The 19899-nt window shown below is 60.8% G+C and carries 20 protein-coding genes; 7 read left to right on the top strand and 13 right to left on the bottom strand.

Annotated elements, in window-relative coordinates; all coding sequences use genetic code 11:
• Nucleotides 1-19: 19 nt before the first annotated feature.
• The 6 genes from CLU87_RS21770 to CLU87_RS21745 all read right to left on the bottom strand — a co-directional run bounded on the left by CLU87_RS21770 (nt 20) and on the right by CLU87_RS21745 (nt 5623).
• The gene (locus CLU87_RS21770) at nt 20-928 is read right to left on the bottom strand and encodes a shikimate dehydrogenase (protein WP_233193837.1); all 909 of its coding nucleotides are present in this window, start codon (nt 926-928) and stop codon (nt 20-22) included.
• A gap of 81 nt (nt 929-1009) precedes the next feature.
• On the bottom strand, nt 1010-2014 hold the full coding sequence (locus CLU87_RS21765; RefSeq protein ID WP_099731779.1) for a TRAP transporter substrate-binding protein: 1005 nt from the start codon (nt 2012-2014) through the stop codon (nt 1010-1012).
• A 55-nt stretch (nt 2015-2069) separates the two neighbouring features.
• Entirely contained in the window at nt 2070-3350 is a 1281-nt protein-coding gene (locus CLU87_RS21760; protein ID WP_099731778.1) for a TRAP transporter large permease, read from the bottom strand.
• A gap of 27 nt (nt 3351-3377) precedes the next feature.
• On the bottom strand, nt 3378-3962 hold the full coding sequence (locus CLU87_RS21755; protein ID WP_099731777.1) for a TRAP transporter small permease: 585 nt from the start codon (nt 3960-3962) through the stop codon (nt 3378-3380).
• 224 nt (nt 3963-4186) lie between these two features.
• Complete coding sequence (locus tag CLU87_RS21750; protein WP_099731776.1) at nt 4187-4903, bottom strand: TetR/AcrR family transcriptional regulator; 717 nt, start codon at nt 4901-4903, stop codon at nt 4187-4189.
• A 105-nt stretch (nt 4904-5008) separates the two neighbouring features.
• Nucleotides 5009-5623, bottom strand: a complete 615-nt coding sequence (locus tag CLU87_RS21745) for a glutathione S-transferase N-terminal domain-containing protein (protein ID WP_056742845.1) — start codon at nt 5621-5623, stop codon at nt 5009-5011.
• A 132-nt stretch (nt 5624-5755) separates the two neighbouring features.
• On the opposite strand from CLU87_RS21745, the gene purB reads away from it, so the two are divergent.
• The 3 genes from purB to CLU87_RS21730 all read left to right on the top strand — a co-directional run bounded on the left by purB (nt 5756) and on the right by CLU87_RS21730 (nt 8862).
• Complete coding sequence (gene purB, locus CLU87_RS21740) at nt 5756-7135, top strand: adenylosuccinate lyase (RefSeq protein ID WP_056056582.1); 1380 nt, start codon at nt 5756-5758, stop codon at nt 7133-7135.
• A complete protein-coding gene (locus CLU87_RS21735) occupies nt 7098-8213 on the top strand; it encodes an acyltransferase (protein WP_099731775.1) in 1116 nt (371 codons plus the stop codon). The genes purB and CLU87_RS21735 overlap by 38 nt, the downstream gene beginning before the upstream one ends.
• 88 nt (nt 8214-8301) lie before the next feature.
• The gene (locus CLU87_RS21730) at nt 8302-8862 is read left to right on the top strand and encodes a YaeQ family protein (RefSeq protein ID WP_099731774.1); all 561 of its coding nucleotides are present in this window, start codon (nt 8302-8304) and stop codon (nt 8860-8862) included.
• A gap of 84 nt (nt 8863-8946) precedes the next feature.
• Here the strand turns inward: CLU87_RS21730 and CLU87_RS21725 are convergent, their stop codons facing one another.
• Both CLU87_RS21725 and CLU87_RS21720 read right to left on the bottom strand, forming a co-directional pair.
• A complete protein-coding gene (locus tag CLU87_RS21725; RefSeq protein WP_056056585.1) occupies nt 8947-9252 on the bottom strand; it encodes a hypothetical protein in 306 nt (101 codons plus the stop codon).
• Between the two features lie 52 nt (nt 9253-9304).
• Nucleotides 9305-9745, bottom strand: a complete 441-nt coding sequence (locus CLU87_RS21720) for a DUF3717 domain-containing protein (protein ID WP_099731773.1) — start codon at nt 9743-9745, stop codon at nt 9305-9307.
• Between the two features lie 524 nt (nt 9746-10269).
• On the opposite strand from CLU87_RS21720, the gene CLU87_RS21715 reads away from it, so the two are divergent.
• The 3 genes from CLU87_RS21715 to CLU87_RS21705 all read left to right on the top strand — a co-directional run bounded on the left by CLU87_RS21715 (nt 10270) and on the right by CLU87_RS21705 (nt 11998).
• Nucleotides 10270-11025 carry a TerC family protein gene (locus tag CLU87_RS21715; protein ID WP_099731772.1) on the top strand — a complete coding sequence of 252 codons (756 nt, stop codon included), beginning with the start codon at nt 10270-10272 and terminating at the stop codon, nt 11023-11025.
• A gap of 86 nt (nt 11026-11111) precedes the next feature.
• Nucleotides 11112-11570, top strand: a complete 459-nt coding sequence (locus CLU87_RS21710; RefSeq protein ID WP_056056591.1) for a hypothetical protein — start codon at nt 11112-11114, stop codon at nt 11568-11570.
• A 74-nt stretch (nt 11571-11644) separates the two neighbouring features.
• Nucleotides 11645-11998 (top strand): phage holin family protein, encoded by a 354-nt coding sequence (locus CLU87_RS21705; RefSeq protein ID WP_056056593.1) that lies wholly within the window; start codon nt 11645-11647, stop codon nt 11996-11998.
• Here CLU87_RS21705 and CLU87_RS21700 read toward each other — a convergent pair.
• Nucleotides 11966-13429, bottom strand: a complete 1464-nt coding sequence (locus CLU87_RS21700; RefSeq protein WP_099731771.1) for a M48 family metalloprotease — start codon at nt 13427-13429, stop codon at nt 11966-11968. The genes CLU87_RS21705 and CLU87_RS21700 overlap by 33 nt on opposite strands.
• Nucleotides 13430-13651: 222 nt before the next feature.
• Between CLU87_RS21700 and moaC the strand changes: the two genes are divergently transcribed.
• Nucleotides 13652-14137, top strand: coding sequence for a cyclic pyranopterin monophosphate synthase MoaC (gene moaC, locus CLU87_RS21695; protein WP_099732302.1), 486 nt, complete (start codon nt 13652-13654; stop codon nt 14135-14137).
• Nucleotides 14138-14209: 72 nt separating this feature from the next.
• Here the strand turns inward: moaC and CLU87_RS21690 are convergent, their stop codons facing one another.
• The 4 genes from CLU87_RS21690 to CLU87_RS21675 all read right to left on the bottom strand — a co-directional run bounded on the left by CLU87_RS21690 (nt 14210) and on the right by CLU87_RS21675 (nt 19883).
• Nucleotides 14210-15922, bottom strand: a complete 1713-nt coding sequence (locus CLU87_RS21690; protein WP_099731770.1) for a PglL family O-oligosaccharyltransferase — start codon at nt 15920-15922, stop codon at nt 14210-14212.
• 81 nt (nt 15923-16003) lie between these two features.
• Nucleotides 16004-16495, bottom strand: a complete 492-nt coding sequence (locus tag CLU87_RS21685; protein WP_099731769.1) for a pilin — start codon at nt 16493-16495, stop codon at nt 16004-16006.
• Nucleotides 16496-16819: 324 nt separating this feature from the next.
• Nucleotides 16820-17608 (bottom strand): MBL fold metallo-hydrolase, encoded by a 789-nt coding sequence (locus tag CLU87_RS21680; RefSeq protein WP_099731768.1) that lies wholly within the window; start codon nt 17606-17608, stop codon nt 16820-16822.
• 10 nt (nt 17609-17618) lie between these two features.
• Nucleotides 17619-19883, bottom strand: coding sequence for a CHASE2 domain-containing protein (locus tag CLU87_RS21675; protein ID WP_099731767.1), 2265 nt, complete (start codon nt 19881-19883; stop codon nt 17619-17621).
• Nucleotides 19884-19899 lie beyond the last annotated feature (16 nt).

The raw sequence follows: 19899 nt of genomic DNA, 5'->3' as shown, positions 1-19899 counted from the left end.
GTTGCGGCGGGCAGTGGCATCAGCGCGTGCTGACCAGGCGGCGGAAATGCGCATCCATGCGCGCCGCATCGGGCGCCTCGCCGGTGAACAGTTCGAACGCGCCCACGGCCTGGCCCACAGCCATGCCACCGCCGTCGGACACCCGGCAGCCCAGCGCGCGTGCGGCCTGTACCAGGGCGGTGTCGAGCGGGAAATACACCACTTCGGACACCCACATCGGGGGCCGCAGCAGGGCCACATCGAGTGGCAGGCCGGGCAGTTTGTCCATGCCCGTGGGCGTGGCGTGGATCAGGCCTGTGGCCTGCGCCATGGCCGATTGGATGTCGGAGGCTTCGGCCCGGACGCCGTACAGCGCATTCACGTCGGCTGCCAGTTGAGCCGCACGCTCGGGCTGCGCATCGACGATGCTCAGGTGCTCGACGCCCAGCCGCAGCACGGCGTGTGCAATCGCAGCGCCGGCACCGCCCGCGCCGAGCAGCACCACGCGGCGCAGGTCGGCGCCAGGCAGTGCGCGGGTAAAGCCCCAGGTCCAGCCCGATCCGTCGGTGTTGTGGCCCACGAGTTTTCCGCCCTGGATGACCACGGTGTTCACGGCGCCCATGGCGCGCGCTTCTTCGGACAGGCTGTCGAGGTGCGGAATCACCGCCTGCTTGCAGGGGTAGGTCACGTTGCAGCCCGCGTAGCCCATGATGCGCGCCGCCGACAACAGCGTGGGCAGATGCTCCGCCGAGGAAGCAGAGCGGTCCAGGTCGATGAGCTGGTAGTGCAGGCGCATGCCGTGGTGGCGCGCTTCTTCTTCGTGCAGCGCGGGCGACAGCGATTTCTGGATACCGGCACCGATCAGTCCGATCAGCACCTTGCGGGGGCTTGTGGATGGCATGGCGGACGTGGGTGTGGTGACCGGGGGATCAAGCAGCTGGATGCTCATGGGGCGGGCGGGATACGGGGTGAATGCACGGCCGGGCGTGGCGGGGTCACTGGCAGCCGTGCAGGGAGGGCAGCGTGGGGCTTACTTGCCGCCGCGCAGCTTGGCCAGCGTGGCGTAGACCTCTTTCACCGTCTCTGCGCCCACTTTTTCGCTGTGCTTTTCGACCACGGGTTTCACCTTGGCGCGCAGCTTGTCCAGCTCGGCAGGCGAGAACTCGGACACCTGCATGCCGGCCTTCTTGAGGTCTTCCAGCGCCACATTGGCCTGCACGCGCGACACACCGCGCTGGAAGGTGGTGGCCTCGGCCATGGCGTCGGTCAGCGCCTTTTGGTCAGCAGGGTTCAGGCTGTCCCAGAACTTCTTGCTCACGATCACGGCCTGGGGGTTGTACATGTGGCGCGTCACGGTCAGGTACTTCTGCACCTCCGCAAACTTGGACGACAGGATGGTGGAGAACGGGTTCTCCTGGCCGTCCACGGCCTTCTGCTCCATGGCCGTGTACAGCTCGGGGAAGGGCATGGGCACGGCATTGGCGCCCAGCGCGTTGAACATGTCGATGTAGATGGGCGACTGGATCACGCGGATCTTGAGGCCTGCAATGTCTTCAGCCTTGGTGATGGGGCGCTTGCTGTTGGTGAGGTTGCGAAAGCCCAGCTCCCAATAACCCAGGCCCACCAGGTTCTTGGCCTGCAGCTTGTCGAGCAGCTTCTTGCCGAAGGGGCCGTCCGTCACGGCGTCAGCCTCTTGGGGCGTAGCGAACAGGAAGGGGAAGTCGTAGATGCCGAATTCCTTGGCCTGGGCCGACAGAATGCCCGCGTTGAGCACCGTCATCTCCACCGTGCCACCTTGCAGCGCCGACACGGTCTGCAGGTCGCCGCCCAGCGTGCCGCCGGGGAAGAGCTTGACGGCAATGCGGCCGTTGGTCTTGGCCGCCACCAGGTCGGCAAACTTTTGCGCGCCCTGGGCCTGCGGGTGGTCCTTCTGGTTCTGGAAGGCGAACTTGATGGTGCGCTCCTGCGCGTGCGCAGCGGGCAGCAGCGATGCGGCGACGAGGGCCGTGGCGAGCAGGGTCTTGAGCAGCTTCATGGGATGGTCTCCTTGGTTTTTTGGCAGGCAGAAACGGTAGGCGCGGGAGGGAGGGTCAGCCCCCCAGCAGGCGCAAGGGCACGAGAACGATGGACGGGAACAGCACCAGCAGGAACATGACGATCAACTGCGCCACCATGAACGGCATGACGCCCCGGGTGACTTGCGACATGGAAATGCGGCCCACCCCGGCCACCACGTTGAGCACGGTGCCCACGGGCGGCGTGATGAGGCCAATGGCGTTGTTGATGATGAACAGCACGCCGAAGTACACCGGGTCAATGCCCGCCGCCTTGACCACCGGCATCAGCACGGGCGTGAGGATGAGGATGGTCGGCGTCATATCCATCGCGGTGCCCACCACCATGACCAGCACCATGATCGCGATCAGCAACAACGTCTGGTTGCCCATGAAGGGCTCCAGCATGCCGATGACAGCAGACGGGAGGTCGGCCACGGTGATGAGCCAGGCCGACACCATGGCTGCAGCGACCAGAAACATCACCACGGCGCTGGTGCGTGCGGAGGTCTGAAAGATCTCCACCAGCTGACGCAGGGTCAGCTCACGGTACACGACCATCGCGACAAACAACGAGTAGACGGCGGCCACCACAGCGGCCTCGGTGGGTGTGAACACCCCCATGCGCAGACCCACCAGGATGATGATGGGCAGGCCCAGGGCCCAGACGGCTTCGCGCAACGCCAGCAGCAGCTCGGCGCGCGTTGCGCGCTTCGGCGGCGCCACGTTCTCGCGCCGCACCAGCCACCACCACGTCACAGCCAGCGAGAGCCCCAGCAGCACACCGGGAACAATGCCCGCAAGGAACAGCTTGCTGATGGACACGTTGGCGGCTACGCCAAAGATCACAAAGCCGATCGAGGGCGGTATCACTGGCGCGATGATCCCGGCGGAGGCAATCAAGCCCGCCGAACGCTCCTTGTTGTGCCCCGCAGCCACCATCATGGGCAGCAGCAGCGACGCGAGTGCCGCCGCATCCGCCACGGCCGAGCCCGACACTGCCGCCAGGATCACGGCCGCCATGATGGCCACGTAGCCCAGCCCGCCGGGGACATGGCCCACCACGGTGAGCGCCAGCTTCACGATGCGCTTGGACAGCCCGCCCACATTCATGATCTCGCCCGCCAGCATGAAAAACGGCACGGCCAGCAGCGGGAAGCTGTCCGCGCCATTGATCACGTTCTGCGCGAGGATTTGAGCATCGAACAGGTCGAGATGCCACATCAGCGCCACACCGCAGAGGAGCAGAGCGAAAGCGATGGGGACGCCGATCGCCATGGCGAGCAGCAGGGAACCGAGGAAGATGGTGACGGTCATGGTGCGCGTTCCAGTGCAAATGAGGGGTCAGCGACGGGGGCCTGCAGCGGGAGTGCTGGCACTGGCGTCTTCCGTGCGGTGTTGCAGTGCCGCGAGTTCTTCGCTTTCCTGCACCATGACCAGCTCATGCTCGCCCAGTGGCACAAAGAGCGTGCGCAGCAGATCGCGGACCAGAATGGCAATGGCTGATGCGCCCATGAGCACACCGCTGGCATAGAAGATGCCCACGGACGCCCCGGTCACCGGCGCCTCGGTGTCGGCATTGATCAGCATCTGGGCCCAGCTGCCTTTGAGCAGCAGCCAGGAGACATACAGCATCGAGATCTGTGCGAGAACCAGGCAGACCTTCTTGCCCGCAGCGGGCAGGCGGGACACCAAGACATCGGTGCCCAGGTGTCCATGCTCTCGCAAAGCCACCACGGCCCCCATGAAGGTCAGCCACACAAACAGCCATCGCGACAGCTCTTCGGACACCGTGATGCCCGAGTTCACCGTGTAGCGCAGCACCACGTTGCCGAACACCAGCACCACCATGATGGCCAGACACAGGCCGGAAAGCATGTCGAGTGCGCGGGTGTATCGCCCGAGCCAGCGGTCGGCCAGTGCAAGCATGGTGTCTCCAGTCGTTATCAGTTCGTGGATTTAATTTTGTACGAACTGGTTAGTATTTGATCTAGGTGCAAACCCTGCTCGCGAACAGCGATAGGGTAGTGCTGGGTGGCGCGGCGTGGGGCCGCGATGGATGGGTCAACCACGCCCGGCGAAGAGCGTCCTCCGGCTCATGGCCCTGAAGAACAGCGGGGTGCCAGGCGCGCAGCGCGCCGGGGGGATTCGATTCAGGGCCGCAGAAAGCGCACGATCATTTCAATGATCGATTCACGGCGTTGCGCCGTGGCGGCAGGCGTATCCAGCGAGCGCTTGAAGATCGCGCCAAAGGTGTGGCGGTTGGCCACGTTGAAAAAGCACAGCGCCGAAATCGACATGTGCAGATCGACAGGGTCCACATCCGGACGAAAAACCCCCGCTGCCACGCCACGCTGGTACACGTCGCGCACGGCATGGATGACCGGAATATTCAGTTCCTGGATCGTGGCGGATTGGGTGATGTACTCGCCCCGGTGCATGTTCTCGTTCATGACCAGGCGGATGAAGTCGGGATTGGCAAGCTGGTAGTCCACCGTGAAACCGACCAGCGTGCGCAGCGCCTGCTCGGGCGCCAGGTCTTCGAGGTGCAGCTCGGACTCAATGCGCCGGATGCGGCGGTAGGCGTCTTCCAGCACCGCCACATACAGACCTTCCTTGCTACCAAAGTAGTAGTAGATCATGCGCTTGCTGGTGCTGGTCAGTGCCGCGATCTCGTCGATGCGGGCCCCAGCCAGGCCCTTGTCGGCAAACTCTGCCGTGGCCACCTGCAGGATGTTGGCCATGGTGCGGTCTGGGTCGTTCACGCGCACCCGGTCGGCGCCCGGCGTGGCAGCGGCCTCGCGTGCGGCGCGCTGGCGGGTCGCCCTGGTACCAACGGTGGGGGGTGGGTTTTGAACCATTTCGTTCATACGCCCGGGAGCATACGGCAAGCAGGGGACCGGACTGCACAAAGACCCGCGGCACTCTGCGGGAGGACGGGCTTGCCGGAGCCTTTCAGCAGCCGAGCGGCGGGGTCAGGCGGGCTTGGTGTCCGCGAAACTCGGGCGCTGCATCAGCTTGTCGAGCAGCTTGCCCAGGTTGGGGTACTCGCTGCGCCAGGCGATCTCGGGAAAGCGGAACTCCAGCCAACCCAGAGCGCAACCCACGGCGATGTCCGACAGGCTCAGGTGGATGCCGCTGCAATAGGGCTTGTCGCCCAGCCCCTGGCTCATGGACTTGAGGCCATCGTTCACCTTGAGCAGTTGGCGGTCGATCCAGGCCTGGCTGCGTTCGCTGTCCTTGCGGTGAACCCAGGTGGCTTCCAGGCGGGCCAGGATGCCGGCATCCATCACGCCGTCGGCCAGGGCCTCCCAGGTTTTGACTTCAGCGCGCTCGCGGCCCTGGGAAGGGATGAGCTTGCCCACGGGCGACAGGGTGTCGAGGTATTCGACGATGACGCGCGAGTCAAACACAGCCTCGCCGCCTTCCATCACCAGACAGGGTACCTTGCCCAGGGGGTTGGATGCAGAGATATGGGTGTCGTCTGCCCAGACGTTTTCTTGCACGAACTGGTAGTCGAGCTTTTTCTCAGCCATCACGATACGTACTTTGCGCACGTAGGGGCTGGCGGTGGCTCCGATCAATTTCATGGTGTGTCTTCCAGTGCGCGGGGAATGCTGAACAATTCGGGTTTGATTCTATCGACAGCGACCCGGCATGAGGCTGACTGATGCGCCGCCCCCACAAACCCCGCCGACCGGCCCCGCCTACAATCGTGCGCCATGAGCCTGTCCACCATCACCGCCCTGTCGCCGCTTGACGGCCGTTACGCCCCCAAACTTGCCGCCCTTCGCCCGATCATGAGCGAGCACGGCTACATGCACCGCCGCGTGCAAGTGGAAGTGGCGTGGTTCATTGCCTTGTCGGATGCAGGGTTTGCAGAGTTCAAGCCCCTCACCACCGGAGCGCGCGCTTACTTGCTGGGCCTGGTCAAGAACTTCTCCGAGGCCGATGCTGCAGCCATCAAGGAGATCGAGAAGACCACCAACCACGACGTGAAGGCGGTCGAATACTGGATCAAGAGCAAGTTCGAGGCACGCCCCGAGCTGGAAAAAGCCTCCGAGTTCGTGCACTTTGCCTGCACCAGCGAAGACATCAACAACACCAGCCACGCCCTGCAGCTGCGCTCGGGTCGCGACCAGGTGGTGCTGCCAGGGCTGGACCGCATCGTGCTCAAGCTGCGCGAAATGGCACACGCCTTTGCCGAAGTGCCCATGCTCAGCCGCACCCACGGCCAGACGGCAAGCCCCACCACCGTGGGCAAGGAAATGGCCAACGTGGTGATGCGCCTGCAAACCGCCTGCGACCGCATCGCCAGCGTCAAGATCATGGGCAAGATGAACGGTGCAGTGGGCAACTACAACGCCCACCTGTCTGCCTGGCCCGACTTTGACTGGGAAGCCTTCAGCAAGAAGGTCATCGAGACACCCGAGCCTCTGGGCCTGGGCCTGACTTTCCAGCCGTACAGCATCCAGATCGAGCCCCATGACTACATGGCCGAGCTGTTCGATGCCGTCGCCCGTGCCAACACCATCCTGATCGACCTCTCGCGCGACATCTGGGGTTACGTGAGCCTAGGCTACTTCAAGCAGCGCCTCAAGGCGGGCGAAATCGGCTCGTCCACCATGCCGCACAAAGTCAACCCCATCGACTTCGAGAACGCCGAAGGCAACCTGGGCCTGGCCAACGCGCTGCTCAAGCACCTGTCCGAAAAGCTGCCCATCAGCCGCTGGCAGCGTGACCTGACCGACAGCACCGTGCTGCGCAACATGGGCGTGGCCCTGGGCTACGCCACGCTGGCCTATGCCTCGTTGCTCACGGGCCTGAACAAACTCGAAATCAACGAAGAAGCCCTGGCCGAAGACCTGGACGCGTCCTGGGAAGTGCTAGCTGAACCCATCCAGACGGTGATGCGCCGCTTTGGAGTGCAGGGCGCCTACGAAAAGCTCAAGGAAGTGACCCGGGGCAAGACCGTGACGGCCGAAGCGCTGCACGGGTTGATCCAGTCGCTGGAGATTCCTCAGGCCGAAAAGGACCGACTGCTGGCGATGACGCCCGGCAGCTATGTGGGCAAGGCGGCCGAGCTGGCGCGCCGGGTTTAACCTCGTTGTGCATTCACCAGGCCCGAGCTCCTCGCATCTCCTGGAGCCCCCGCTGCCACAAAGAAAGCACCATCGCACCAACAACTTTGACGCTCTGCGAATGATGGCAGCGCTACTGGTAATTTGGAGTCACCAGTTTGCGCTCATGGGGCAATCAACCCCACTGTTTTTTGGCAACGAGCCAGGCGCGGCTGGGGTGGTGATGTTCTTCGCGATCAGCGGATACCTAGTCAGCAAGTCCTGGGGCGCTGATCCCCATGTAGGGCGCTTTGCGATGCGCCGTGCCCTGCGAATCTGGCCGGGCCTGACGGTGGTTGTACTGCTCGCCGTGCTAGTGCTAGGTCCATTGCTCACCGAGCTACCGTTCGCTGCGTATTTGGACCATCACGAGACGCGCCAGCACCTGGGTAACCTAATTCTCAGCACCCACACCAGCCTGCCAGGCGTTTTTGTTAGCAATCCTCATCCGGGCTCGGTCAATGGGCCTCTGTGGACAATTCCCCTGGAGGTGGGCTGCTATGCGGGGCTAGCCGTTCTAGGAGCAATGGGAGTAATGCGCTGGCGCTGGGCACCGTTGGGAGTTTTCTTTTTACTTACCGCCTGGCTACAGTGGCGTTATCGTGGACCTGCGTTTCCCCAGTGGTCATTTGCACTGCAATATGCGATTGTTTTTTCCTTAGGTGCTGCCCTCGCACGGGGGGAACGCTTTTGGCGACCTCGTCCGTGGACCTCCGCATTAATTTTCCTCGTAGCTTGCGGAGTATTGCTGCAGTGGGGCACACCGATTCTTGGCGGGCAGGCGCCTTTGTGGGCGTTGGGGGCACTCGCTGTCATCTGGGGCAGTTGCAGTACACCAGGGTTCGCGAGTGCGGGGCGCTTTGGCGATTTCTCATACGGGCTCTACATTTATGGTTTCCCTGTACAGCAGTTAGTTATCTGGAGCTTTGCTAATCAGCTCAGTTTTTCTAACGCTTTCACGCTGAGCGTGCTAGGGGCGCTCAGCCTTGCAGTTATGTCTTGGCATTGGGTAGAAAAACCTGCTCTCCGGTGGAAGCCACGTAAGCCTACTGCACCCTAGCCACTTGGCGGAGCGACTATGCACGGAAACCAGCGACGCGATTCATCGCCTTGGTCTCCATACACTACCTATCCCCTCTACAGCTTACATGGCAATCAAATCCACCATCTTCAAAGCAAACCTTGCGATCGCCGACATCGACCACGGCTACTACGCCGACCATGCGCTCACCCTGGCACGCCACCCCAGCGAAACCGACGAGCGCATGATGGTGCGGCTGGCAGCCCTGGCCATTGAGGCGCACCAGCTCAATGACCTGTGCAATGGCGACGCCACACTCGCGTTCGGCGCAGGGCTGTCGGACCCGGATGACCCAGATGCATCGCTGACGGACTTTACTGGCCGCAAACGCGTGTGGATCGAAGTAGGGCAGCCGGAAGACAAGCCCCTGACGAAAGCCTGCAGCAAGGCTGACTCGGTGATCGTCTACTGCTTCAACCACGCGGCCGAGATCTGGTGGAAGGGCATTGAAACCAAGCTTTCGCGGCTGGATAAGCTGCAGGTCTGGCGCATTCCGACCGAGGCGTCGCAAGCGCTGGCAAAGCTGGCCGAGCGCAGCATGCAGCTGCAGGCCACAGTGCAGGAAGGATCCATCACCCTCAGCAGCACACAAGGCAGCGTGCATGTGGAGCCCGTACGCTGGAAGTGAGGGCGTTTTGGGGCAAAGTTCCTGGTAGCGCTAGAGGAATATGCCTTAATGGCTATCAAATATATAGCAAACCACCCAATGCCGTCAGTCGCGCGGCATGAACGCTCCGCAATTCCAACACTGCTCAAACCCGCCTTCCACCAACTCGCCACAGAGACAGGCCCAGTGGCGCTGCGGCAGGTTGTGTAACTCTTGCAGCAAGGCTTGTGCACGCGCAGCGTGCTCTTCGTGGTCCAGCCAGATCTCGGGCAGGCACTGATCGGGTGGCAGGTGTCCGGCGGCAGCGCCCAGGTACTGGCGCTGCACAGAGGCCGTCATGCCCGCTTCGCACAGCAGATCCGCCCACAGGGTGGCGATCGCAATGTTCGGGGCTTGGGTCAGGCGCAGCATGGCGCCACCTTAGCGGTTTGCCGGGCGAGCGTACAGCCCATCGCCCATCAACCTACCCCGCCGTTGGCGCCCCTGGCGCGGTCACGCCCTCTGCGGCGCGCTCGGCGTATCGGTTGAAACGCCAGGCCGAGTGCTCCAGCGTGATACGGCGCCACACCCCCCGCTTTTCCGCCGGAGTGTACGAGGGCCAGAATTGCACCTCGTCGAAGGTGCGCCCGCAGCCCTTGCACAGGTCGTCGCCTTGGCTGGTGGAGCAAATCGCGATGCAAGGTGTGTCGGGCGTCGTGTCGTACCAGGCCTGCCATGCCGCCATGGCTGCGGAAGGCAGGCTGTCCTCGTCGATCTCTGTGGTGTGCCCGTAGACCATCAGCGCATAGACCTCCCCCAGGGCCTGGACCTCAGGCGCCAGACCCAACCCATCGGGTGATGCGGGCGCACGGTGCCGCCAGTGATTGATGGCAGCTTCGATGTCGGTGATGTGGATGGCAGCCATGAAAGCGGGGCAAGGGACGCGCAAGCGCAGGGGCACAAGAGGGGCTGGATGATAGCGGCCCGCCACAAGGGATGCTGGCAGTGGTGGTATCCGCCGTATTTCCCCGAGCGAGGCAGCACGCCCAGCCCCACCCCGGCGTGTACGCAGTAACCACAACACCCCGGCCCTTGCGCTGCCTCGCCGGTAATGTTCCAATCGCGGTCTCGAAGGGGAGTAGCTCCCGCCTTGCCAGCCAGCCCACCGCCATCCGGGCTTGAGCGGCACAAGGCATCGGATTTGTCGTCAATACGAAGCTTTGCTTCCGGCAATCCGGGTTCACGCACAACCAGCTTGTGTAGAACTGAGCAAGACCTTTGATGGGCCCACCGTGGGCTGATCAAGGCCGTCCCTTCGCTTGCCATGTCTCCCCTGTCTGGGGCAAGCCTTCCTTGACCAGGTCACCGTAAGCCCCCTATCCCTGCGGGGGACTCGGCGCTACAGTGGCGCCAGGATCCTCGTTTCGCGCCACTGACATTGAGGAATTTATGGACTTTTTGGCTTCGCCCGAATTCTGGCTCGCACTCGGCCAGATCATCATCATCGACATCCTGCTGGGTGGTGACAACGCCGTGGTCATTGCCCTGGCCTGCCGCAAACTGCCCCCTGCACAACGCACCAAGGGCATCATCTGGGGCACTGCGGGCGCCATCGTGCTGCGCGTGATCCTGATCGCCTTTGCGATGACCTTGCTGGCGCTGCCCTTCCTCAAGTTCGTGGGCGCGCTGCTTCTGGTGTGGATCGGTGTGAAGCTGCTGGCTCCCGATGAAGAGGGCCATGGCGACGTGCAAGGCAGCGACAAGCTGCTGGCTGCCATCAAGACCATCATCGTGGCCGACCTGGTCATGAGCGTGGACAACGTGATCGCTATTGCCGGCGCGGCCCAGAATGCGGGCGACCATTCGTTCCTGCTGGTGGTGCTGGGTCTGCTGATCTCTATCCCGATCATCGTCTGGGGGAGTCAGCTGGTCATCAAGCTCATGGAGCGGTTTCCCCTCATCATCACGCTGGGTGGCATGCTGCTGGGCTGGATTGCCGGCGGCATGCTGGTCACCGACCCAGCCCTCGCCAACCCTGACAAGTGGCAGTGGATGCTCAAGATGCCCGTCGATAGCGTGAGCGGCGAAGTCACCGATGTCGTGAAGTACGGGGCCAGTGTGGCCGGTGCGCTGCTGGTTTTGCTGGCTGGCAAGATCATCCTGGCTCGCCGTGCCAGTGCTGGCTCGGCACCGGTTGGGCACTGACCGCTTCACGCGAATTGCATTGCATCTGACGCGGCGCAGGGGGCCATACCGCTCCCCTGTGGTCAGCATCACACCTGGAGGTGGGTATGGACAGAGTCATCGTGTATGTGGACGACGCAGCGTACGCACAGCAAGTGCTGGCACCCCTGTGTGGGCGCCCAGCCAGCGCACACACCCATTGGGTGCTGGTAGCGTGTGCGCCACGCATGACCCACCGTGTCAGCAAATGGGTGAGCCACAGCACCCGCGAGAACTGGCGTACGAAGTGGGCGGATAAGCTGTTCGCACAAATTGTTCCGACACTTCATACCCCCTCGGGGGCTGTAACCACCGTGGTGGCCAAGGGCCCGTTGGCCGAGCTCACGGCTCAACTTCAGGCAGATGCCGGCGGCATGGTGACCGCACCCGTGGTGGACGCGCGCCGGCCCAAGTCCGAGCCTGTGCAGCCCACTGGCCGCGTGGACGGGCGCTGGTCGTCACTGTCGGGCACGCTAGGCAGCGTGCTCACCGGCTTTGGTGTGTTGTGGGTGCTGGCGCTCGAATAGGCCGGTAGGTGTGTGTGGCCAGGCAAGCCACATCCAATGATTGCAGCACAGCAGGCCAGTGCTATTCTCCGGCCATGCGACTTCTTCTGAAATGGCTGCTCAGCGCTGCATCGCTGCTGTTTGTGGCTTACATCTACAGCGGTGTGGAGGTGAAAAGCTTCACCTCGGCGCTGATCGCGGCCTTCGTGATCGGCCTGTTCAATGTGGTGCTGCGACCGGTGCTGGTCGTACTCACGTTACCCGTCACCATCGTTACGGTCGGGCTGTTTCTCTTCGTCATCAACGCACTCATGTTCTGGGCAGCGGCCAGCGTGCTGGACGGCTTCCACGTCGCCGGTTTTGGGGCTGCACTGCTGGGTTCGCTGATCTACTCGGTGCTGGGCTTGGTCATCGAATCAGCGCTCGGTGGCCTGTTCGCGAAGAAGTGACTCCATCGAGCGCAGACGCGTGTCGATGATGGAGGCCTCAATGTGGTCCACTGCCGCACCGCCTCGGCGAGCCATATCCTGGCCGGCCTTGAACCGGTCTACAGCGGCGGCATAGTCATAGCGCGCAGCCTGCGCTTCGGCCTCCGCACGAATCGCCCGGAGCGCCTGGCCTTGTGCTTGCCAGGTGGACGCCAGTAGTTGCCATACAGTCGCATCCTTGGGGTGGGTTGCCACCCAGGTTTGCAAGGCTTGCGTGGCGTCAGCGGGTCGGTTGGCGCGCAGCAGGGCTTGGGTACGCAACACAAGTTCTGGCCTGCGTGCGTTGTTGCCATCTGGAATGGACGGCAGGGCCGCAGATGCATCGCCAGCTGCCAATTCGGTCTCTGCCACCAACAGGCGTGCGAGACGATGCGCAGCGGCGTCCTGCCGCACCAAGTCGTCCAGTTGGCGCGCGATCAGACGCGCATTTGCCGCATCACGCAACTGGCTGCTTGCCAACGCCGCCGCATACAGCGCGCCGGCCCGTCGCGGCAGTAGCTGCGACTGAAACCCCGAGCCCTTGGGCTCAGCGATCCACTGGCGCAAGGTATCCACTCCGGGGTTAGACAGCACACGCGCCCTCGCAGCCACCATGGCATGTTCGCTGGAAGCCTGCATTGCGGCGCCCGGCGCAGATGCTGCACCCGGAGGGATGCGCGACTGCATGTCTGCCATACGCTCCGTGGTCAGCGGGTGGCTGCGCAAATAAGGCCACGACCCATTGTCATTGAGTCGATTAGCTTGCTGCAGCTTTTCAAACATGCTCACAAACCCTTGGGGCGCAAAACCCGCGGGGGCCATCAGCCCGTAGCCAATGCGGTCCGCCTCACGCTCCATGTCCCGCGAGAAATTGAGCTGATTCTGAATGGCCAAGGCTTGGCCTCCCACGACCAGGGCCTGCGTGGCGCCTGGGTTCTTGCTGGCCGCAAGTGCGCCCAACACCATGGCCCCCAGCAGCAAGGGCGTCTGCTTGCTCTGCTGCGTGATCAGTCGCGAGATGTGACGCTGGGTCACATGGCTCAGCTCGTGCGCCAGTACCGAGGCCAGTTCATCGCGCGTGGCCACCACACCGATCAACCCCAGATGCACCCCCAGGTACCCACCGGGCAAAGCGAAAGCATTCACCGTGCGATCGCGTCCCAGCAGGATTTCCCAGGCAAAGCGTTCGTCCAGTTCGGCACTGAGTTCTCCCCGAGCCTTGGCTGCTGCCAGGAGGGGGTGCCATATGCCTTGCACATAGTCGGCCACCACTGGGTCATCGACGTAGTCCGGGTCGCGGTACAGCTCACGAATGATGCGATCACCGAGACGGCGCTCGGCGCTGGTAGTAAGGTCGCTGGTATCGCCGAGGGTGGGGAGCCCGCTCTGCGCGAGAGCTGACACTGATGTCATCAAAATGGCAAACACGGCTACCGCTCGACTCGCCCAAAAGAAGCAAACTTTAGTAGCAAGCTCTAGCACTTGGGGTCCCTTAGCCTTTCATTTCGCAATCACACCGACCGGGACGAGCACGGCCGTATGATGCTTCGACGTGGAAAATGTTTCGCATTCCGACGCTGTCAATCGCGGCTCCCCCCTTACATCATGACATTCAAGACCTTGGATACTGCTCAAATTTCGGGCCTCACTCATTTCGACGCCAAAGGCCAAGCCCACATGGTCGATGTGGGAGCAAAAACACCAACCCACCGCATTGCGTTAGCTACTGGCCGTATCCAGATGAAGGCCGAGACCTTGGCGCTGATTGAATCGGGAACAGCCAAGAAAGGCGATGTGCTAGGCATTGCTCGCATCGCCGGCATCATGGCAGCCAAAAAGACGAGCGATCTCATCCCACTTTGCCATCCATTGGCGCTGACGCGCGTTTCCATAGAATTTGGCTCCGCATGCGTTTACCAACCGGGCGCCACAGGGATTTTTTGCACGGCTTCCGTTGAAACAGTTGGTCCTACTGGCGTCGAAATGGAAGCACTCATCGCTGTTCAGATTGCACTACTTACTATTTACGACATGTGTAAGGCAGTAGATCGGGGCATGTCTATTCACGACGTGTCGGTGACAGAGAAGCACGGAGGGAAATCAGGGAGTTTTGTGAAGTGAGTCTCTTAGATCGCCGGAAGGAATATTGAACATAGAAAGTCCAAACAGAGGATCCTCACTCTAGATATAACACTACTTTGTTCTAGGCCACGTAATCTGTGTCATCGACGGATAAGTGATCGCGAGTTCCTGCCACTGCGTTCGCAATTCCTCCGCCCCACGGGGTTTGACTCCATTTGATCTCAACATAACGATCAGCCAATATTCAGCTTCTCGAGGCTTCCCTGCCAGAGCATACATCGCAGCCAGTTTATATTGCCCTACGAGGCTTGGCATTAGCTTCGACACTCGAGTCGCTCTTGCGATATCGGCATCACTGTGCTCGCTTACAGGATCAACTCTGCCTAACCATAGCAAATCCCCTAAGTGGCTGAGAACCATGGGTGAAGGCAACGAATTCTCATTAGGCCTGGCCAGCCTTTGATGCTCAAAGCGAAGAGCGAAGAAGTTTTTCTCAATAGGAAGGTAGTCACGTACCGTGATAACAATCCCTAGGAATGCTGCACCAAGTAGCAAGAACACAGGCCAGCGGGAGCTTCGAAAGTGTCCCTTGAATGCCAAGGAAATGTTGAGTGCCCCGACTATCAACCCTAATGGCAACAAAAAGTAAGCGTAATACAACGGAAACTCTAACATCGCATGGATGCCCAGCGCCACCACGAAGAGAAGCATCCACAGTTGCTCCCGCGTTCGCAGCCTCAACGAGGCGCGCACAAACCAAAACACCAGGACCGCGCATATCGCCAGACCGATAGGAATACCCATAAAAGCCAGCAAATCCAGAAACAGATTGTGGGCGTGCCTCAAGCTTCCAAATGTAGGTACCAAGTAAGGATCAGCGGGAAACTGCGTCAAGCTGGTCTGCATCCAGCCATATCCGAACCAAGGCTGGTGCTTTAACGAATCCAATACACCCGCCCAAATATCAAGCCGTATCTCCCCCCCCGTTAGCCCACGCACTTCCTGCGGCGGACGTCCAAGCAAAATATTGACATGGGGCAGAGCAAAAACGCAGAGCACAAATACGGCAGTCCAGCAAAGTGCCGATACGACGACTCTCCACTCCACGCCGAGTCGTTTACGCCAAAACAATATTGCAACCAGCGAGCAAGAAACTACCACCCAGCTGGTGCGTGACTCGGTCAGCGCCAAACCAACGGCTAGTAGCACGGCCAAGATCCACGCCGCCATGCCTGGCATGCGCTGCTGCTCGTGAAGCCAAGCGCAAGCCAGAACGCCCAGACACATCAAGCTGGCGAGCTGGTTCGGCTGTCCGACGTTGGCATGGAACCTTCCAGCAGGTGCCGGGAGGAACAGCCAAAAAGCCTCGCCCACATCGACACTCAGCCACTGCTGCAGCTGAATAATCAATGACCCCATGGCACCAATGAGCGCCGCCACAAACAAGAACTGAGCACATTGACCCGGCCTTGAGCGCTCCCAAGCGCTGCCTACCAGCAAAGCAATGGAGAGCGCCAAAAGATACAAAGCATTGGTCCAGGCAACCCCCGGTGTTTCTATGAGACCTGCTGCGTACTGAACAACAACGGCACCAAGACACCCAAAGGCTACCAACGGCAGCAGATGCCAATCCAAAAGCCCCTCGCCTCGATACCTCCATAGCACTGTAGCCGCCACGATACCCAGCACTATGCTGGCCCAGGCGTCGGAATAGAAATCTGCCCATGGCCAGTGATGATTCGGGAGCCACCAGCTCACAGCCAAAGCCATCGCGGCCAGCGTCAGATGCCCACTACTTTTGAAAATAAGAGGGTTGGGTGTCATGCAGGAAAATAGAAGTCGCAAAATACAAAGAGGGGGCCATGCCCCCTCCTGTTGAACCTAGCGCTGGCTGCGCCAAGTTGGTTACTTGCAAGAACCAGGTGCATATTTGAGCGCTGCACCGGCTCCCTTGCAAATCCACTCGTACACTTGGGTGCCTTGCCCTCCGCCTGCAGCGGTCAAGTTGTAAGCGGTATTACCGCTCATGAATGGCTGGAGGGTGATGGTGTCACCGGCAGCAAAGTTTGGCGTCTGACCCAGATTTGATGCATGCGGAGTCACAGTAATCAAACCCGTTGCAGCGGTTGTAGCGATCGATGCCACCATCTTCGTTGGGTTGTCAGCATCGCAGCCGAACGCATTGGTCCCTGACAGGACTGCATCAGTGCGCATGCTCTGAATGGTCTCACTGATGGTCGTGCGACACTGGGACGCGGCCAACACCACTTCAGACATACGAGCTTTGATGGTGTAGTCTTTGTATGCAGGCAAAGCTACAGCAGCCAAGATACCGATGATCGCAACTACGATCATCAATTCGATAAGGGTAAAACCCTTTTGGATAGAACGCTTCATGAAGAACTCCTAGGAAAAGTTGCAAATGCATGTTCGTTCATGCAAGTGCCGTGCCTGCCTTTTGAAGGTTGACCGGAGCCCGTCTAAAACCGGAATGAAGCCGCACCAAGGACAGAAAAAGAACCCTTTAGTGGCTACGACGACATCAGAATTCAAGCGAATTTCTGGTGAAGCTCGCCAAGGAGACATTGCATCAAACATTGTTTGCGAAGCACGCCAATTCGATCATCTAGTGACACCAATACCTGCTCGGCATAGGGCCTCATGCCTTTTTCGAAATTACATTCTTGTCACTCAGTATTGTCACAACCGAGCGCGCACTGCTCACATCTGCATCGTTTGTCCAGCACTCAACCAACGAATGTCGTGCGCGCTTTGAAGGGCGCTTGCGGTGCAGTCCAGCCGCTTGATCTCCTCCATGATGAGCGAGGTCTCCGACGGCTTGGTGTGGGTGATGTAGATGGGATAACAATCATCTACCGGGATATGAGCCAATTCGTGCGCCAAGGCCTCTGGGGAGAGGTGCAGGCTCCGCCGGGCCAGATCACGTTCACGATTGCTGAAGGCTGTTTCGATCACTAAACAAACTACCTTCAATGCGTTGATGCGATTCCAGAATGGCAGATTGCGCTCGGTATCACCACTGAAAACCCACCAGCCGGTATCGCCTTGCACTGCAAACCCCACGGCCGGGACGGTATGGTTGGCTGGTAGCACCTCGATCTGGACACCTGCGATGCTCAATACTTCGCCCAATACAAAAGCGTGATACCGTAGAAATGGGGACGCAGCAGAAGGTATCGCGCTGAAATCTGGCCAGATAACGTTGTTGAATACATGCGCCTGAAGCGCCCCAATGGTGGCAGCCAACGCGTGTACCTGTACCGGGCCAGTGCGCAGCGATGACACGGCGTCGAGCATCAGAGGCAGTGCGGCGATGTGATCCAGGTGGGAATGGGTCAGCAGCACATGGTCAATCTTGGCCATCTCTTCCAGCGTGAGGTCGCCCACACCAGTTCCCGCATCAAGCAAGATGCTGTCACCAATCAAGAACGATGTCGTACGACAGTCCTTGGCGATAGCGCCGGAACACCCCAGCACGCGAACCTTCATGTAGAGCCTTCTACTTGGTGTCGAAATTGGTGGCGCTGTCCCAGTCAGGATTGAAAGGCAACACACGCAAGCCTTCGACCCGTGCAGCATACAACTCGTAGAGAGTGCAAGGAGGTCTGAGGCCTCGCAACTGAGCCATCAGCTTGTCGCATTGTGCCCATTCCTGCGCCGCATAGGCTCGCAGAAAACCCTCCCATACCACCAGTTCTTCGGCGAGTTCGGCGGGTAGCTGATCACGGGGCACCAGCGGCTGGTAAATCGGCACGGCCTGCGCCTTGCCCTTGACGCGCACGCGATCCATGGCCTGCCATACAAACTGAGGGGCGAGCTGCATGGCAGATTCGCTCACCACGATCGAAGTACCGTAGTGCTTGGACAGTCCCTCCAGGCGGGAGCCAAGGTTGACCGCATCGCCGATGACCGTATAGCTGCGCCGGATGTCCGAGCCCATGTCACCTACGCACATGACCCCGGTGTTGAGTCCAATGCCCACCCCGATCTCGGGCAAACCGCGCTGGCGATGATTGGCGTTGATTTGCCCAATGGCCTGTGACATTTCCAAGGCCGCCGTCACTGCAAGTTGCGCATGATCAGGCGTGGCCACTGGAGCCCCCCAAAAAGCCATAACGCAGTCGCCCATGTACTTGTCAATCGTTCCCCGGTGGCTTCGGATGATGTGGGTGAGCTTGCTGAACACCTCATTCAACAAGCCTTGCAATTGCAGCGGCTCCATCCGTTCAGACATCGCGGTGAAACCGCGCATGTCGCAGAACATCACCGTCAGCTCCCGGTTGGTGGCCTGCATGCTGTAGTGCTCAGGCTGCTTGACCATCTCGGCCACCAGCTCTGGCGGCACATAGGCGCTGAACAGCGCTGCGAGCTCGCGCTTGGAGCGGCTCTCCACAAAGTAGCCATACGCCATGTTGAGGGCAAAGGCCAGCATAGCCATCACCACCGCAGTGGCGAGCGGCAACGCCAGCCCCTGCGCGATGTACATCCACAGATTGAGTCCTACCAGCGCACAAAGCACACCACCACTGAGCAAGACCGCAGACGATGCTGACAAGAGCGGCAAGGCAACTGCCAATAGCAAACCCGCGCACAGCAGCTGCAGCACATCAAACCCAGCGGCATAGTCAGGCCGAACGATGCTCTTGCCATCCAGGAATGCCGACAACACGTTGGCATGGGTCTCCACGCCTGGGTACGCCCTACCCACCGGCGTCACACGCAAATCCAGCAAACCAGGTGCTGTCGAACCTACCAGCACCAATTGATCCTTGAGTTGACCAGCCGGCAGCAAGCCATCCAGAACGTCCGACGCCGAGATGTACCGAAAGGAACCACCCTTGGCATCGCCCGGCCCACGGTAGGGGATGAGCGTGGCCAACTGATGGTCCACGGGGAGCGCCAGCGTGCGACCGCCTTGGCGCAGCACGATGCTTTGGAGCACATCATGCGTCCCGGACGGCTTGGGATTCACAAAGCCCGGGTGAATCTCTGGCAGACCGATGGCGGTGCGGAACATTGCCAACGCCAGCGATTCGTAATATTGCCCCTGGTACTCAGCCAACAGGGGGAGGGAACGAACAACTCCGTCCTCGTCCGTGATCGAGTTGAAGAAGCCTGCAGCAGGTGCCGCCTGGGTCAGGGACTCAATATTGCTGCTGTACCCACGCCACGTAGTAGCCCCCAGAGGCAAGCCCCGCAAGCGCTCCACGGGCAGGGCGGGTTCTGGCAGCATGCCTTTCATGATGCCATCGCGGTCTTCGCCCGACAGGTAATAACCCAGCACCACGGGCTGCCCACGCAAGGACTGCGCAAAAAGCGCGTCATAGTCCAGCGACGGTGCCAGTCTTTTCAGTTGCTCCTGGAAGGCTGGCTGACTGCGCAAAGGGCCTTGGGCCAGCTCTTGCAACGTAGAGAGACCTGAACTCTCGTCGGCCTCGGCAAACAGAACGTCAAACCCTATGACCGACACTTGCTGGCGTTCAAACAGTTCGCGCACCAGCGCGGCCATTTTGTCCCTGCGCCAGGGCCATTGGCCCACACGCCCCAGACTTTTCTCGTCGATGTCGACAATGACGATGCGCTCGTCCAGCGTTCGAAGCATGGTCACCCGCAGGCGGGTGTCGTAGATGATGTTGTCCAGTCTCTCCAACACCTGCAAGTGGAGCACGTCGGCCACATGCAGCAACGCAAAAACCAGCGGTATCAGCGTGACCGCAATGCGTTGCCAGCGTCGGAAGAACAGCTGCGACAGGGACTGCAACATAGGTCCACGCGCAGGA

The organism is Acidovorax sp. 59 (assembly GCF_002754175.1).
In the GTDB taxonomy this organism is placed as follows: Bacteria; Pseudomonadota; Gammaproteobacteria; order Burkholderiales; family Burkholderiaceae_C; genus Acidovorax; species Acidovorax delafieldii.
This window is presented reverse-complemented; position numbering and strand designations above follow the sequence as displayed.

Coding starts and splice junctions, on each gene's coding strand:
- CLU87_RS21770 (WP_233193837.1), bottom strand. CDS start 928: ATGAGCATCCAGCTGCTTGATCCCCCGGTCACCACACCCACGTCCGCC.
- CLU87_RS21765 (WP_099731779.1), bottom strand. CDS start 2,014: ATGAAGCTGCTCAAGACCCTGCTCGCCACGGCCCTCGTCGCCGCATCG.
- CLU87_RS21760 (WP_099731778.1), bottom strand. CDS start 3,350: ATGACCGTCACCATCTTCCTCGGTTCCCTGCTGCTCGCCATGGCGATC.
- CLU87_RS21755 (WP_099731777.1), bottom strand. CDS start 3,962: ATGCTTGCACTGGCCGACCGCTGGCTCGGGCGATACACCCGCGCACTC.
- CLU87_RS21750 (WP_099731776.1), bottom strand. CDS start 4,903: ATGAACGAAATGGTTCAAAACCCACCCCCCACCGTTGGTACCAGGGCG.
- CLU87_RS21745 (WP_056742845.1), bottom strand. CDS start 5,623: ATGAAATTGATCGGAGCCACCGCCAGCCCCTACGTGCGCAAAGTACGT.
- purB (WP_056056582.1), top strand. CDS start 5,756: ATGAGCCTGTCCACCATCACCGCCCTGTCGCCGCTTGACGGCCGTTAC.
- CLU87_RS21735 (WP_099731775.1), top strand. CDS start 7,098: ATGTGGGCAAGGCGGCCGAGCTGGCGCGCCGGGTTTAACCTCGTTGTG.
- CLU87_RS21730 (WP_099731774.1), top strand. CDS start 8,302: ATGGCAATCAAATCCACCATCTTCAAAGCAAACCTTGCGATCGCCGAC.
- CLU87_RS21725 (WP_056056585.1), bottom strand. CDS start 9,252: ATGCTGCGCCTGACCCAAGCCCCGAACATTGCGATCGCCACCCTGTGG.
- CLU87_RS21720 (WP_099731773.1), bottom strand. CDS start 9,745: ATGGCTGCCATCCACATCACCGACATCGAAGCTGCCATCAATCACTGG.
- CLU87_RS21715 (WP_099731772.1), top strand. CDS start 10,270: ATGGACTTTTTGGCTTCGCCCGAATTCTGGCTCGCACTCGGCCAGATC.
- CLU87_RS21710 (WP_056056591.1), top strand. CDS start 11,112: ATGGACAGAGTCATCGTGTATGTGGACGACGCAGCGTACGCACAGCAA.
- CLU87_RS21705 (WP_056056593.1), top strand. CDS start 11,645: ATGCGACTTCTTCTGAAATGGCTGCTCAGCGCTGCATCGCTGCTGTTT.
- CLU87_RS21700 (WP_099731771.1), bottom strand. CDS start 13,429: ATGACATCAGTGTCAGCTCTCGCGCAGAGCGGGCTCCCCACCCTCGGC.
- CLU87_RS21690 (WP_099731770.1), bottom strand. CDS start 15,922: ATGACACCCAACCCTCTTATTTTCAAAAGTAGTGGGCATCTGACGCTG.
- CLU87_RS21685 (WP_099731769.1), bottom strand. CDS start 16,495: ATGAAGCGTTCTATCCAAAAGGGTTTTACCCTTATCGAATTGATGATC.
- CLU87_RS21680 (WP_099731768.1), bottom strand. CDS start 17,608: ATGAAGGTTCGCGTGCTGGGGTGTTCCGGCGCTATCGCCAAGGACTGT.
- CLU87_RS21675 (WP_099731767.1), bottom strand. CDS start 19,883: ATGTTGCAGTCCCTGTCGCAGCTGTTCTTCCGACGCTGGCAACGCATT.